The organism is Streptomyces sp. NBC_01235, assembly GCF_035989285.1.
In the GTDB taxonomy this organism is placed as follows: Bacteria; Actinomycetota; Actinomycetes; order Streptomycetales; family Streptomycetaceae; genus Streptomyces.
Window position 1 is genome coordinate 1,823,717 of sequence record NZ_CP108513.1, and the last position, 14,162, is coordinate 1,837,878.

At 73.5% G+C, this 14,162-nt stretch carries 12 protein-coding genes; 3 read left to right on the forward strand and 9 right to left on the reverse strand.

Annotation, left to right across the window (positions count from 1 at the left end):
* Positions 1 to 13: 13 nt before the first annotated feature.
* The 6 genes from OG289_RS07550 to OG289_RS07575 all read right to left on the reverse strand — a co-directional run bounded on the left by OG289_RS07550 (position 14) and on the right by OG289_RS07575 (position 7,031).
* Positions 14 to 1,264, reverse strand: coding sequence for a beta-ketoacyl synthase N-terminal-like domain-containing protein (locus OG289_RS07550; protein WP_327313227.1), 1,251 nt, complete (start codon positions 1,262 to 1,264; stop codon positions 14 to 16).
* The gene (locus OG289_RS07555) at positions 1,261 to 2,529 is read right to left on the reverse strand and encodes a beta-ketoacyl-[acyl-carrier-protein] synthase family protein (RefSeq protein WP_327313228.1); all 1,269 of its coding nucleotides are present in this window, start codon (positions 2,527 to 2,529) and stop codon (positions 1,261 to 1,263) included. Before OG289_RS07555 ends, OG289_RS07550 begins: the two co-directional genes overlap by 4 nt.
* Entirely contained in the window at positions 2,526 to 2,969 is a 444-nt protein-coding gene (locus OG289_RS07560) for a cupin domain-containing protein (protein ID WP_327313229.1), read from the reverse strand. The genes OG289_RS07555 and OG289_RS07560 overlap by 4 nt, the downstream gene beginning before the upstream one ends.
* Positions 2,970 to 3,039: 70 nt before the next feature.
* Entirely contained in the window at positions 3,040 to 4,197 is a 1,158-nt protein-coding gene (locus OG289_RS07565) for a SchA/CurD-like domain-containing protein (RefSeq protein ID WP_327313230.1), read from the reverse strand.
* Between the two features lie 136 nt (positions 4,198 to 4,333).
* Positions 4,334 to 4,960, reverse strand: a complete 627-nt coding sequence (locus OG289_RS07570) for a class F sortase (RefSeq protein ID WP_327313231.1) — start codon at positions 4,958 to 4,960, stop codon at positions 4,334 to 4,336.
* A gap of 412 nt (positions 4,961 to 5,372) precedes the next feature.
* Positions 5,373 to 7,031 (reverse strand): FAD-dependent oxidoreductase, encoded by a 1,659-nt coding sequence (locus OG289_RS07575; RefSeq protein WP_327320612.1) that lies wholly within the window; start codon positions 7,029 to 7,031, stop codon positions 5,373 to 5,375.
* 248 nt (positions 7,032 to 7,279) lie between these two features.
* On the opposite strand from OG289_RS07575, the gene OG289_RS07580 reads away from it, so the two are divergent.
* Positions 7,280 to 9,034, forward strand: a complete 1,755-nt coding sequence (locus tag OG289_RS07580) for a serine/threonine-protein kinase (RefSeq protein WP_327313232.1) — start codon at positions 7,280 to 7,282, stop codon at positions 9,032 to 9,034.
* 21 nt (positions 9,035 to 9,055) lie between these two features.
* Here OG289_RS07580 and OG289_RS07585 read toward each other — a convergent pair whose 3' ends face one another.
* Complete coding sequence (locus OG289_RS07585; RefSeq protein ID WP_327313233.1) at positions 9,056 to 9,985, reverse strand: anti-sigma factor RsbA family regulatory protein; 930 nt, start codon at positions 9,983 to 9,985, stop codon at positions 9,056 to 9,058.
* The gene (locus OG289_RS07590) at positions 9,982 to 10,338 is read right to left on the reverse strand and encodes an STAS domain-containing protein (RefSeq protein ID WP_327313234.1); all 357 of its coding nucleotides are present in this window, start codon (positions 10,336 to 10,338) and stop codon (positions 9,982 to 9,984) included. The genes OG289_RS07585 and OG289_RS07590 overlap by 4 nt, the downstream gene beginning before the upstream one ends.
* 188 nt (positions 10,339 to 10,526) lie before the next feature.
* Between OG289_RS07590 and OG289_RS07595 the strand changes: the two genes are divergently transcribed.
* On the forward strand, positions 10,527 to 11,165 hold the full coding sequence (locus OG289_RS07595; RefSeq protein WP_327320613.1) for a DUF6629 family protein: 639 nt from the start codon (positions 10,527 to 10,529) through the stop codon (positions 11,163 to 11,165).
* Here the strand turns inward: OG289_RS07595 and OG289_RS07600 are convergent.
* Positions 11,146 to 12,270, reverse strand: a complete 1,125-nt coding sequence (locus OG289_RS07600; protein ID WP_327313235.1) for an NADAR family protein — start codon at positions 12,268 to 12,270, stop codon at positions 11,146 to 11,148. The genes OG289_RS07595 and OG289_RS07600 overlap by 20 nt on opposite strands.
* Before the next feature lie 139 nt (positions 12,271 to 12,409).
* Between OG289_RS07600 and OG289_RS07605 the strand changes: the two genes are divergently transcribed.
* Positions 12,410 to 14,080, forward strand: a complete 1,671-nt coding sequence (locus OG289_RS07605; protein WP_327313236.1) for a sigma-70 family RNA polymerase sigma factor — start codon at positions 12,410 to 12,412, stop codon at positions 14,078 to 14,080.
* The last annotated feature ends 82 nt before the right edge of the window (positions 14,081 to 14,162 follow it).

A 14,162-nucleotide genomic window follows, 5' to 3' on the forward strand; every position in this document is an offset into this window, starting at 1 on the left:
CCGCGGCGCCTCGCTACGAGGCGTCGGTGGCGCCGTGCCGCAGCACCAGCGCCGAGTTCGATCCCATGAGTCCCCGGCTCAGGACCAGCGCCGTGCGCGGCTCGGCGGCACGGGCCCGGCCGGTCACGAGGTCGAGGTCGTGGCAGATGTCGAAGACGTTGGGGGTGGGCGGGATCAGGCCGTGCTCCATGGCGAGCACCGCCGCCGCGGCGTCCAGTACGGGCGCCGCGCAGTAGCCCCGGCCGATGCCGGTCTTCGGCGCCGTGACGGGCACGCGGCTGCCGTGCGCGCCGAGGGCGTCGACGATCGCCAGGGCCTCGGCACGGTCCGCCTCCGGTACGCCGAGGGCGTCGGCGAAGACCACGTCGATCTCCTCGGGAGCGCAGTCGGCCTCCTCCAGGGCTCCCAGAATCGCCTGGGCCAGCCCCTCTCGGGACTCCTCCCAGCGGGAGGCGCCGGTGAAGGTCGCCGCGTGTCCGGCGACGAGGGCCCGCAGCCGCGCGCCCCGCGCCCGGGCCGACCCCTCGGCCTCCACCACGGCCATGGCGCCGCCCTCGGCCGGCACGAACCCGCAGGCCGCGGCGGTGAACGGGCGGTAGGCACGGGTCGGGTCGCCGACCGTGCTGAGTTCCTCGTAGCCGAGCTGGCATACCACCGAGTAGGGCGCGATCGGTGCCTCGGTGGCCCCGGCCACGATCACGTCGGTGCCGCGTCGCACGGCCCGTGCCGCGTGCGCGAGGGCGTCCAGGCCGCCGGCCTCGTCGGCGGCGACGACCGAGCAAGGGCCCTTGAAGCCGCGGCGGATGGAGATCTGGCCGGTGCTGGCGGCGTAGAACCAGGCGATGGACTGGTACGGGCCGACGAAGCGACTGCCCTTGCCCCACAGCTGCTGGAGTTCCCGCTGGCCGAACTCGCCGCCGCCGGAACCGGCCGCGGTGACGACGCCCACGGAGAAGGGCGCGGCGTCGGTCTCGGGCCGGCCGAATCCGGCGTCCTCCAGCGCGAGGTCGGCCGCGGCCATCGCGAAGTGCGTGAACCGGTCGGTCTGGACGAGGTAGCGCTCCTCGACCATGGCCGACGGGTCGAAGTCGCGGACCTCGCCCGCCACCCGCAGCGGCAGGTGCTCGCAGCCCTCGCGGGTGACCAGGTCCAGGACACTGATGCCCTCGCAGGTGGACTTCCAGAAGGTCTCGGTACTGGCTCCGTTGGGCGCGACCACACCGATTCCCGTGACGACCGCGCGCCGTGGATGGGGTTCGCTCATCGTGTCTTCTCCCTCGGCCGGTTCATGACCACCGCGGACTGGAAGCCGCCGAACCCGCTGCCCACCGAGAGCACACTGGCCAGCTTGCGCTCGCGGGCCTCGCGCGGGACGTAGTCCAGGTCGCACTCGGGGTCGGGCGTCTCGTAGTTCGCGGTCGGCGGTACGACCTGATGGGTGAGGGCCAGTACACAGGCGACGAGTTCGATCGCCCCGATCGCGCCGAGGGAGTGGCCCACCATGGACTTGATGGAGCTCATGGGCGTGTCGTAGGCGTGCCGGCCCAGGACCCGTTTCACCGCGGCGGTCTCGTGGCGGTCGTTCTGCTTGGTGCCCGACCCGTGCGCGTTGACGTAGTCGATCGCCGTGGCGTCGGTCCGGGCGTGTTCGAGGGCGTCCTCGATGGCCCGGGCCATCTCCAGGCCCTCGCTGGTCAGGCCGGTCATGTGGTAGGCGTTGCCGAAGGTGGCGTACCCGCCGAGCTCGCAGTACACGTGGGCGCCGCGGGCCCGCGCGTGCTCCAGCTCCTCCAGGACGAGTACGGCGCCGCCCTCGCCCATGACGAACCCGTCCCGGTCGGCGTCGAAGGGGCGCGAGGCGTGGGCGGGGTCGTCGTTGTTCGAGGAGGTGGCCTTGATCGCGTCGAAGCAGGCCATCGTGATCGGGGAGATCGGCGAGTCCGAGGCGCCGGCTATGCAGACGTCGGCCCGGCCCTCCTCGACGGTGTGGAAGGCGTACCCGACCGCGTCGAGGCCCGAGGTGCAGCCCGTGGAGACGGTCTGCACCGGCCCGCGCGCCCCGAACCGCTCCGCCACCGTGGAGGCGAGCGTGCTGGGCGAGAACGCGCGGTGCAGCTGCGGGGCCGCTTCCCGGTGGTCCACGTCCCAGCGCTGCCCGCGGTGGCTGACCAGGACGTAGTCGTTCTCCAGCCGGGTGGTGCCGCCGACCGCGGTGCCCAGCGAGGCGCCGACCCGCCAGGGGTTCTCGGCGGCGAGGTCGAGACCGGAGTCCCGTACCGCCTCGTCCCCGGCGACCATGGCGAACTGGATGTAGCGGTCGCACCGTTCGACGTCCCGGGCGTCCAGTCCGTGGGCCGCCGGGTCGAAGTCGCACTCGGCGGCGATCCGCGAGCGCAGACCGGTCGGGTCGAAGAAGGTGATGCCCCGCGTCGCCGTGCGCCCCTCGACCAGGAGCTTCCAGAACGACGGGACGCCTATGCCGCCCGGGGCGACGATGCCTATACCGGTGACCGCCACACGTCTCGTCATGACCGGACCTGACGTCGCTCGGCCGCCTCGGCCCCGATCACCACGGTCTCGGCGTCCGACTCCTCGGTGTCGACGTGGCCGAGCGGCGGGCTCGGGGCCAGCGGGGCGAGGTGGAAGACGATACGGGCCTCGACGTTTCCGACGTTGCGGAAGCGGTGCCGCATGTGGGCGGGGATCATCAGGCCCTGCTCGGGCTGAAGCGGCTGGGGCTCGCCGTCCAGGTCCACCTCCAGCTGCCCGCACACGACGTACACGAACTCCTCGGAGTAGGGGTGGTAGTGCTCGCCGATGCGGTCGCCGGGCTTGATGAGGGCCACACCCATGAAACCGCTGGTCGAGCCCACGGTGGCAGGGGTGAGCATGGCGCGCAGATCGCCGCCGCGCCGGGTGTTGGGCTCGACCTCGCTGAGATCCACGACTCTGGGACGGGAAGTGATCACGACGTTCCTCCATGATGTGCTGCACCGACGTGGGCGGGGCGGGGCACCGCCCCGCCCACGCGATGACGAATCAGGCGTCGGGCGACCGACGGTCGGTGACGAGGTCCATGCGCGCGCGTTCGAGGAAGCGCGCGAGTCGGCCGTCCCCGGACGCGGAGGCGTCCGCGCCGACGGCGTCGTCCTGGAGCGTCGTCAGCTCGGCCACCTGCCCGGGGTCGGCCAGGCCGAGGGCCTGTACGGGGTCGGCGGCGTCGAGTCCGCCGTGGACGTCGATCAGCCGGACGACGACGTCGTCGCGCTGGAAGATCGTGCTGCGCAGGACCGGGCTGCGCGGGTCGTCCGCCGCCGCCTCGTCCTGCCGGGCCAGCAGCTCGGCCAGCTTCATGCCGCGGTCGGGCCGGGCCGGGTAGTACAGGGCATACCGCTCGGCCTGCGTGTCCTGGCGTTCCGCCGTCACATGGTGGACGGCCGGCAGCGCGGCACGGGTGAAGAACACCCGCGCGGATTCGGGATCGTTGAGGTCCCGGTCCTGCTCCAAATGGGGGTTGATGGCTTCCTCGACGGCCCGTACCTCGGGCTGACGGGCGACGTGGCGCAGCGCGGCGAGCAGGTCGCCCCGCACCTCGATGGCCCGCACCACCCGGTTGCCGTGCATGAACAGCGAGGTGCGGCACAGCCGGGTGGTGTCGTCGACCTGTGGCTCGGGCGAGGCGTAGTCGGCGAGGATCTTGGCGACGATCTCCTCGCTGCCCGGCTTCACGGTGAAGGTGAGCGCGTGGCGGATCACGCCGTCGCCGATCCTGGGCGAGGTCTGGAGCCGGCGCTTGCCCCGGTCGGCGTCCGCCGCCGGGCCGCCGGTCTCGCGGACGACGTGGAAGCGCAGCGACCTGGTGTCGCGGACGCAGCTGTGGAGCGGCTCCACCATCCGCACGTGTTCCTCGCTGTTGACCCAGGCGAGGAACGGCGGGGCGCTCTCCCATTCGCTGGTGATGAGCCACTGGGAGGGGTTCTCGATGGACTGGCACAGCTGGTCGCTCACATGCCCGGGGACGGACGCGACCTGGTTGCAGAGCTGCTCGTAGGCTTCCAGGAACTGCTGCTGGGCTCCGTCGTAGACGTCGACCAGGAGGACGACTCGGAGCCGGGAGCCGTCGAACACGGACTGGGAGACTCGTTGCGACGCCTGTCGCGTCCGCGAACCTGCAACACGTTCGGACGTGGTGGTCATCCTGCGCACATCTCCTTCGCGGAGGGGGAAGTGAACGTCGGCCGCGGTGATGCGACGTCAGCGTTCCTCGATCCTGTGCCCGTCCCCGCAAGCGCGCGACTCGGATGAACTACGTGGGTGACCGGGCGGGTGACCGTCAGATGAGATGGGCGAAGACGACCAGGTTGTCGGTGTAGTCCTTGACCGCCCGGTCGTAGGACCCCGCGCAGGTGATGAGCCGTACCTGAGCCCGGGGGGTGTCGCCGTACACCCGTTCGCTCGGAAAGTTGTCCTTGGCGAACGTCTCCGCGCTGTCGACCTGGAAGGACGCCTTGCTGCCGTCGGCCCGCACGACGTGGAAGGTGTCGCCCTTCACCAGTCCACTGAGTCTCGCGAACACGGCGGGTGACGTCTTCGTGTCGACGTGCCCGGCGATGATCGCGGTGCCCGTCTCTCCGGGGGAGGCTCCCTCGGCGTGCCAGCCGACGAGGTTGACGTTGTCCGCGGGCGGCGGTTCCAGCCGGCCGGAGGGGCCGATGGCGAGGTCGGTGAAGGGGGCGTCGACCGAGATCTTCGGGATGAGCAGGCGCACGGGCCGGGAACGCGGCAGGTGCTTGCCCTCCGGGGTCGATCCCTTGGCGGACGGGCCCGACACGGGCGTGGCCGGTGCGGGGGGCGCCAGGAGCGACGCGGCGGCGGGCGGGGGGCTGGGGGCGCCGGGCGACGTGTCGTTGCCGCCGGACAGGCTCACCGCGAGGAGCACGGCGGCCACGGAGCACAGCATCGTCAGGCCGGTGCGGGAGTTTCCGTCCTCGGTGGACGCCGGCGCGCCGCCGGAAGGGCCGGAGGGAGGAGAGGAGGAAGAACTGGACGGAGAAGGGGAAGGGGAAGGGGAAGGGGAAGGGGAAGGGGAAGGGGAAACTGCCATCGGAGACCACCTCACTCGGGCGCGGCAGCGGAGCGGACAGGGCACGGGGAGCGAGCCGGGCCGCCACCCGGGGTGCGGGCGGAGGCCGCGGCCTCGCTATCGCGTCCGGCCGAGCAGAACGCATCTGAGGGTCCTTCCATCACGACCGGGCAGCCGACACCTCGTCAGCTGACCTGACCCGACCGGGATGTGATCCACCGTCAGCCCACCGCATGCGCGGCACCACTGGGGGCGTTCACACGGGTGAAGTCCGGTGAGGTCCGCGGCGTCAGGCGAGTGCCAGGCCCCTCGTCAGGACCTGGCGCAGTGCCGACTCGGCGTCCGGGTCCGGGCCCGGCGACCGCCAGGCGACGAACCCGTCGGGCCTGACGAGTACGGCGCCCCCGCGTGTCGTGCCGTGGCGCTCCGCCCAGTCGGCGTCGTCCTCCGGCACCAGGTCGGCCTCGGGTCCGGCGCCCACCCGGTACGACATGAGCGGGACGGACAGCTCCTGGGCGAGCCGGGTGGCCGCCTCGTGCCATCCGCCGGGCTCATCGGCGTCGCTGAGCAGCACCGGGCACCGCTCGTAGAGGTCGAGGGTGGAGATCCGCTCGCCGGCCTGCCGTACCCACAGGTGGGGCGCCCTGCTGCCGGGCCGGCCGCTCAGATCGAGTCCCTCCGGGACGACCGGCTCCGCGGGGTCGGCGCCGACGACGGCGCCCTGCGGGTAGCGGTAGCCGAGAGCCACGTTGAGGATGCCCCGCTGGGGACCGCCGCCGCCCGCGCCGGGCGGCGGGGCGAAACCGGGGTGGCTGTGTTCCGCCGACCGGGCGGCGGCCCGGGCGCTGGTGGCCTCCGCCACCGGGCGGCGCTCGGCGTCGTAGCTGTCCAGGAGCCCCTCCCCCGCCCAGCCGTCGAGCACCGCGGCCAGTTTCCACGCGAGGTTGTGCGCGTCCTGGATACCGGTGTTGGAGCCGAAGGCCCCGGTCGGGGACATCTCGTGGGCCGAATCTCCGGCCAGGAACACGCGCCCCGACCGGTAGCTCCGGGCGACCCGCTGGGCGGCGTGCCAGGGCGCCTTGCCGGTGATCGTCACGTCGAGGTCCGCGACCCCGACGGCCCGCCGGATGTGCTCGACGCACCGCTGGTCGGTGAACTCCTCCAGCGTTTCCCCGTGTTCGGGGTGCCAGGGGGCGTGGAAGACCCAGTTCTCGACGTTGTCCACCGGCAGCAGGGCGCCGTCGGCCTCCGGGCTGGTCAGGTAGCAGACGATGAAGTGGCGGTCGCCCACGACCTCGGCGAGGCGGCGGGAGCGGAAGGTGAGGCTGACGTTGTGGAACAGGTCGCCGGGGCCGCTCTGCCCGACGCCGAGCTGCTCGCGGACGGGGCTGCGGGGGCCGTCGGCGGCGACGAGGTAATCCGCTTGGATGGTGGTGTGCTCCCCCGTCTCACGGCTCTTGGCCACCGCGGTGACGCCGGTGGGGTCGCTGTCGAACGACATCAGTTCGGTGGAGAAGCGCAGGTCGCCACCGAGCTTGCGGGCGTGGTCGAGGAGGACCGGCTCCAGGTCGTTCTGGCTGCACAGGCACCAGGAGCTGGGGCTGAAGCGGGCCAGTCCGCCGCCCGGGTCGATGTCCCGGAACAGCCACTCGCCGGCGTCGCCGACCAGGGTGGGGGTCTGCAGGATGCCGTGGTTGCCGGCCAGGGTGGCGGCGGCCTCCTGGATCGCCTTCTCCACGCCCGCCACCCGGAACAGCTCCATCGTGCGGACGTTGTTGCCGCGGCCGCGCGGGTGGATGGAGGTGCCGGAGTGGCGCTCCACCAGCACGTGCCGTACCCCGAGCCGTCCCAGGAACAACGAGGTCGCCAGCCCTACCAGGGAGCCGCCGACGATGAGGACCGGGACCCTGAGGGTGTCGTGGCCGGTCCGTTCGGCTCGTTCGTTCATCACTCTCGCCTCCAGCGCGTCGTGTCCGCCGACCCGGCCGGATACGGCGGAGATCCTCATGCATGCCCCGTGGAGTTGACGGCGGCTCAGGCTTCACCCGGCTGCGCCGCGGTGCCGGCGGGCCCGGTCCGCGGCCGTGGTGAGCGAACGGAAGTACTTGAATCCCTGAGCACGGGCTGTGGCTGGGCTAGCCTCGATCTTCCATCGATAACGAACTGACTTACGTCGAACATCACTTCGGGAGTTCCGTGTCCGACCAGCTGCCGCCTTCACCGAACTCCGCGGCGAACGAGGCCGCCGCGCTCCGGCAGACCGGGGCCGCTCCCCTGCGGGTCGGCGACCCGGGCCGGGTCGGTCCCTTCGTGCCGGTGGCGTTGCTGGGCAGCGGCGGGATGGGACGGGTCTATCTGGCGCGGGCCGCCGACGACGGTCCCGGGCTGTTCGCGGTGAAGGTGATCCGGCCGGAGTACGCGGAGGACGTCCGTTTCCAGCGCCGGTTCGAGCGCGAGGCATCGGTGCACGGCCGGCTGGGTCCGCCGCACGCCCCGAGGTTATGGGGCACCGGCTGGGACGACCAACTGCTGTGGATGGCCACCGAGTACGTCCCCGGGCTCGACCTGGCCGACGCCGTACGCGAGGACGGAGCCCTTCCTGCGGCGGCCGTGTGGCATCTGGTGGCCGAGCTGGGGCGGGCGCTCACCGCTCTCGCCGCCGCGGACGTCGTGCACCGGGACCTGAAGCCGTCCAACGTGCTGTTGTCCCTCCAGGGCGCGTGTGTGATCGACTTCGGGATCTCGAAGGCCGCGGACGCCAGCGCGATCACCGGCACGGGCAACCGGGTCGGTACTCCGGCCTACATGTCGCCGGAGTACCTGAGGACGGGACACTGCGACACCGCGTCCGACGTGTTCTCGCTGGCCTGCACCCTGCTCTACGCGGCCACCGGACGGGCCCCGTTCGGCGACGGCACGGGGGTCGACGTCATGCACCGGGTGGCGTTCGAGGAGCCGAACCCGGAGGTGACCGGCGCGGTGTCGGCGGCGGACCCCGAGCTGGCGGCGCTGCTCACCGCCTGCCTGGCCAAGGAGCCCGAGCGACGCCCCACCCCTCGGGAGCTGCTCGACGCGGCGGCGACGCGGGCCGGGGCACCCGGCTGGCCGGAGCCGCTGCACGGCAGGGTGCTCGCCCGGCAGCGTGCGTACGAGACGCTGCACCGCCTGCCTGTCGAACGGGCGCCCCGGCTGCGGCCCCCGGACGACCGGGTGAGGTCGGTGCCGTCTCCCGTACCGGTGAGCGCACCGCCCGCGCGGGCCCCCGTGGAGGCGGCCCCGTCGGAGCCGCCCCGTCCGGCACCGGCCCGGTCCCCGGCGCGCCGCAAGCGGCTTCTGGCCGCCGCCGCGGGCACGGCGCTGTGCGCGGTCGCCGCGGGTGCCTTCGTGCTCATGCGCGAGAACGGCCCCGCGGGCGCCGCCGCCCCGCCGGGAGCCGTCGCGTCGTCGGACGGCAGCGGGCCCGGCGGCCTGCCCGGCGACGGTGCGGTGTCGGGAAGGTCCGCCGCCCCGGACAAGGCCTCCGCCGCGGGCTCGTCCACCGGACGCGCCGAGGTCACGGACGACGACGACACGTCGCCTGCCGGGGCCGCCGCCTCCGACGACGGCACACGGGCCACCCCCGGCGCCCCCGTCGGCGACGGCAGCCCCTCCGCCGACCCGACCGCGTCCGCCGGGACTCCATCGGCCGAACCCGGCACCCCGTCCTGGATCACCGACTGCACGTACTACGCCGGCAACGGCCGCACCCGCTCGGGAGACAGCGGCGATCGGGTGCGGCAGTTGCAGTGCATGCTGACCGAGCGCGGTTACAGCGTGGGCGGTTCCGGCGTGAACGGCGACTTCGGCCCCGACACGGAGACGGCCGTCCGCGGCTTCCAGAACGACAAGGGGCTGACGGCCGACGGCATCGTGGCCAAAGCCACCTGGGTCGCACTGCGCGCCACCGACTGACCGCCGTCGGTCGCCGCCGCCTCAGCGGGTGACGTAGAAGCGGACGGTCGTACCGTCGTCGGCGGTGTGCAGGCGCACCAGGTCGGACACGTAGTGGACCAGCATCAGACCGCGGCCGCCGATCTGACCGCGCTCGGGCGGTCTGCGGCCGGCCAGCGGATCGGCCAGCCGGCCCGCGTCCCGGACCTCGCACACGATCTGCCCCGCCTCGGCCCAGACCGCGAGGGTTCCCCGTCCGCCGCCGTGCACCACGCTGTTGGTCGTCAGCTCCGCCACCGCCAGTTCGACGTCCGCCAGCCGCTGCCCGGCGAGACCCAGCCGTTCGGCCCGGCCGACCGCGAAGGCGCGGGCGGCCGACAGGTCGTCGGAGCCGAAGGAGTACACGGCCGCGTCCGGCGCGGGCACCAGCGCCTCGTTGTAACGGGCGACGACGGAGCGCCAGTCGTAGGCGTCGCTGACCTGCTCCGTGCCCCGGGCCACGATGGTCGGATGGGTGATCCTCGCGTCGGCCAGCACCTCCGCGTCCAGGCGTGCGGCGTCGTACGGGCACAGGATGGTCACCGGCCGGCCCTCGAAGGCCGCGTTGATCAACGCCTCGTGCTGCGCGCAGGCCGGGTACTCCAGCGCGCTGCGGCCCGCCCAGATCGGCTCGCCGATGATCCGCGCCCGTCCCCGCCGGTGGGCGTCGGCGAACGCGCGTAGCACTCCGGGGATGATCCGGCCCGGGTTGCGTCCCGCCTCGGTCATGTCCAGCAGGAGGACACCGTCGGCGTCCGCGCCCAGACCGGCCCTGATCAGCTCCAGGTTGGGGCCGGGCACCGCCACCGCGACCGGCTCGCCGACGTCCAGGCCGTCCTGCACGAACGACACCGTCCCGTCCACGTACTCCTGCTCGGTGCGGTAGAACAGCGCGGGGTGCTCGAACGTCTCGTGGGTCGCCACCGGGTTCATCGCGGCGCCACCTCGATCCGCCGCAGGCCCGGCCAGAACAGGCCCAGCACGCGCGGCACCTGCGGTGGCGGATGCTCGACCACCACCCGGCCACCACGCAGGGCCATCGCCGTGACGGCGAGCGCCGCGACCCCGGCCACGTCGACGAACCCGACCTCGGAGAGTTCCACATAGGACACATCGGCATGCTGCCGTGCCAGGCCCGCCAGGGCCTCTTCCCACGGCGAACGAGTGACCTCGCTGATCTCGCCCCTGGCGCGTATGCCGGGCCGGCCGGGCAACGGGCCCACCTCCAGCACGGCCCCGCCGCGCACCGGCCCGAACCGGTCGACTCCCCGCGAGGCGTCCACCACCCTCGGCCTCCTTCGGTATCCGACATCCACCCGCCCCCTCCCACCCGGGGCGGCTCACTGGAGCCCCTACCCACCGAAAGCATCCTGACGCCGCTCCCGATCACGCCGTCCACCCGTCGGCGGGAACGCAGGTGGATGATCGGAGCGGGACGTACCGTGGCAGCCGGGGCGAGGCGGACGGGGACGCGATGTGTTGGAGTGCGACGGCCGATCTGGTCGCGGGCGCCGGGGTGGCGGCCGTCGGAGTGGCCTCGGTGGCACAGGTGCGCAGCGGTCGGGACCTTCTCCTCGCCGCACTGCCCCTGCTGCTCGGGGCGCACCAGATCGTGGAGTCGGTGGTCTGGGACGCGGGCGGGGGCAGCGGACCGGCCACCGTCGTCTGGGCCGTCATCGCGATGCCGCTGCTGGCGGTGTGGGTGCCCGCGGGAGTGTGGTGCGCGGCCCCGCCACACATCCGGCGCAGGCTGACGATCCTGCTCGCGGCCGGCACCGCGACGGCCGCGGCACTCGCGTACGCGATCGCCACCGGCCCGGTGACGGCCGAGATCCGCGGCCACACGGTCGGCTACGCCCTCGACCTCGCGCACCCGGCCGTGCTCGTCGCGGGCTACCTCCTGGCCACCGTCGGTTCCCTGCTGCTGTCCGGCGACCGGCGGCTGCGGGCCCTGGGGGTGGTGGTCGCCGTGGGGGCGTCGCTCTGCTTCGCGTTGTGGCGGCTGGAGTTCGTCTCGACCTGGTGCGCGTTCGCGGCGGTGTGCTCGGTGCTGCTGCTCGACTGGGTCCGCGGACGACGGGCCGCACAGCGACTCAGCTCCCGCCCCGCATGATCCCCGCGCGTGCGGCATGCAGTTCGGAGCGGACGAGTTCGAGGAGGCGGCCGGTCCAGTTACGGCCGCGGCCCGCGTTGTCGCCCCAGAAGTGGGAGTCGCCGTCGTCGTAGACGAGCGTCGCGTCGTCCGTGGCCAGGAGGATCTCGGCCAGGGCCGGATGCTGGGCGTACTTGGCGCGCAGCAGGGCCGTCATGACGGCCGTCCGGGCGTGCTCCCAGCCCTCGCGGCGCGGGGCGGCGATGGCCAGCGTCCGGGCGGCGGAGGCGCTGTCCGCGGCGGCGATCGCGGCCCGGGTGGCGGTGTCGGCGGTGGAGAGCGCCCAGTAGGCGTGGGCGACGGACGGGTAGGTGACGCCGTCCACGTCGAGGGGTGCCGGGTAGCCGTTGCGCAGGGCCTTCGCGCCCGGGGCGTCGGAGGGCTTCGGCGGGTAGCTCTGGTGGAGCTGGATCGCGGGGGCGACCGGGGTCGCGGGGCCGTCCGCCGGGATCCGGGAGGCCCGTTCGGCGGCCCACCGCGCCCGGTCCTCGAAGTAGGCGATCGCCTCGTCGTACGTCTCCCGCGTGACGGGCTCGTCCGGCCAGGTCTCCACGGTCCCGCCGACTCCGGCCGCCAGGACCTTCAGCGGCCCGTCCTGACGGTCCATGTCGCCGAGCGCGTAGTGGCGCCGGGTTTCCGGGATCGCGAGGTAGGCGTCGCGGACCGCCGTCCGCCTCTGCTCCGTCCGGTCGGCGAGGAACGCGTCGACGGCGGCCAGGCAGCGGTCCGTGGAGTCCGGGCGGCCGTTGAGCTGGTCGATGGTGTCGCGCACCTCCGCGAGCAGCAGTTCGGGGGTGAGCAGGCCGCGTGGTTCGCCGAACTTCCAGGCGGCCAGGCCGTGGGCGGACGCCCTGGCGCCGTCCGGGAATTCGGTGGCGACCCAGCCCTGGCGCAGCTTCTCCTCGAACTCCTCCAGGGTGACCAGGCCCCAGCAGTTGACGAGCCCGTCCGCGTAGATGAACAGGTCGGTCAGAAAGTAGTCGCCGTTGCGGATGAAGGCGTGTCGCCAGGTTCCGGGTACGCGTATGCCGTCCGCCGTGCGGTAGGTGATCCGTGCGCCGATCATGGCGTCATTGTGGCGGACCCGGGACGCCGGCCTTGTGATGTGAGTCATATCCCCCCACGGCCGCAACTTTGGTTGAAAGTTTTGTCATCTAGGCTGACAAAACCTTCCACCCCTCAGCAGGCAACTGGAGCGTTCCTCCATGACCGACAGGTCCACTGCCGTGCCCGCCCCGTCCTCCGCCACCGCCGCGTACGCCCGCGTCTACGAGGAGCAGCAGCCGCGTCTCGTCGCGTACGCCCGCTCGCTCACCAGGAACACCTGGGCCGCCGAAGACCTCGTCGCCGAGGCGCACTTCCGCGTGTGGCGGCGGCTGGCCGCCGGGCACGAGATCGACAACGTCCCGGCGTATCTCAGGACGACGGTGCGGCATCTCGCGACGGCTTCGGGGAGCGCGGCGCGCGAGACGCCGCGGGATCCGCAGACCGAGGAGCGGGCCGAGCCGGGCGGGCACGGAGAGGACCCGGCCGAGCAGGTGGCCGGCGTCGATCTGGTGGTGCGGGTGCTGGGCCAGTTGCCCGAACGCTGGGTGAAGGCACTGTGGTTGGCCGAGGCGGAAGGCCAGCCGCTGGCGGCGATCGGTCCGCAGCTCGGCACCAAGGAGGGGGCGACGGCCGTACTGCTGCACCGGGCACGGGAAGGCATGCGGCAGGCCTTCCTGCGGGCCCAGACCGGAGCCCCGCAGGACCCCGCGTGCCAGGTCCACTGGGCCCGGATGCCCGCGTACGTCCGCGGTGCCGCGACCGCGCGCCAGCGTGAGCGGCTGCTCGGCCATGTGGACGCGTGCGACGACTGCCGCAAGCTGCTCGCCTCGCTGATGCGGGCCAACGACCGGCTTCCCGCGCTGGTCGGTCCCGCCCTGCTCGTCCTCGCGCTGGGCGGCACGGGCAAGTTCCTCCTGGCCTTCGCGGCCGGGTCCGCCGGTACGGCGGCGACCACGGTCACCACGGCGGGCGGGCACGGCGCCGGACTGCTGCACGGAATGCGTCAAACCGCGGTCGGCGGCGCGAAGGCGCCCATGGCGGCGACGGCCGGCGCGCTCGTGGCGGGCGCCGCCGCGGTCTGTCTCGTCCTCGGCTGGTCCGACTCCGCTCCGACACCGGGGCAGCGCACCCCGGTGGCCGAGGTACCCGCGGTCCAGGTCCCGGTGGCCGAGGCACCGGTGGCCGAGGCATCGCCTTCGCAGGCCGCCGTCCGGGACGAATCCCCCGAGGACGACGGTCCTTCCTCGCAGGTGACCGACGTCCGGGGAACGACCCCCCTCCGGACGGACGACACGCCCACGCCCACCACTCCCTCGGACACCGACGGCACAACCGGAACGGACCTGCCACAGCCGCCCTCGGCCGACAGCCCCACGCCGACTCCTGGTGACGCGACAGCCGAGGAGCCCCCGGCCCAGGATGACGCGCCCCCGGCCGACGAAGGCACACCGGAAGCCCCGGAGCCCCCTGCTCCCGCCCCGGCCCCTGCTCCCGTCCCCGCTCCGGCCCCGGCCCCTGCTCCCGTCCCCGCTCCGGCCCCGGCCCCTGCTCCCGTCCCCGCTCCGGCCCCGGCCCCTGCTCCCGTTCCGGCTCCCGCTCCCGTTCCCGTTCCGGCCCCCGTCCCCATCCCCGCTCCCGCCCCCGTGACGCCGGACCCCGGCACCACGGAGACCGGTGGGGACAGTGGTGATGACCCCGCCGGGGCCGACGGGCCCGACTGCCCGGCCGGCGCCCCGGACACCGGAGCCAAAGGCCCTTCGAGCCGCAGTCCCAAATCCGACCCCGCGGCCGGGGGAGGCCGAACCGGCCACGGTCGCACCAGGCGCTGACCATCGGATCGCCGAGGTCTCGGCGCCCCGCCGGAGGGGGTGCCCGGGCGGCCCGGGGCGACGTAGGTGCGAACCGATCGCC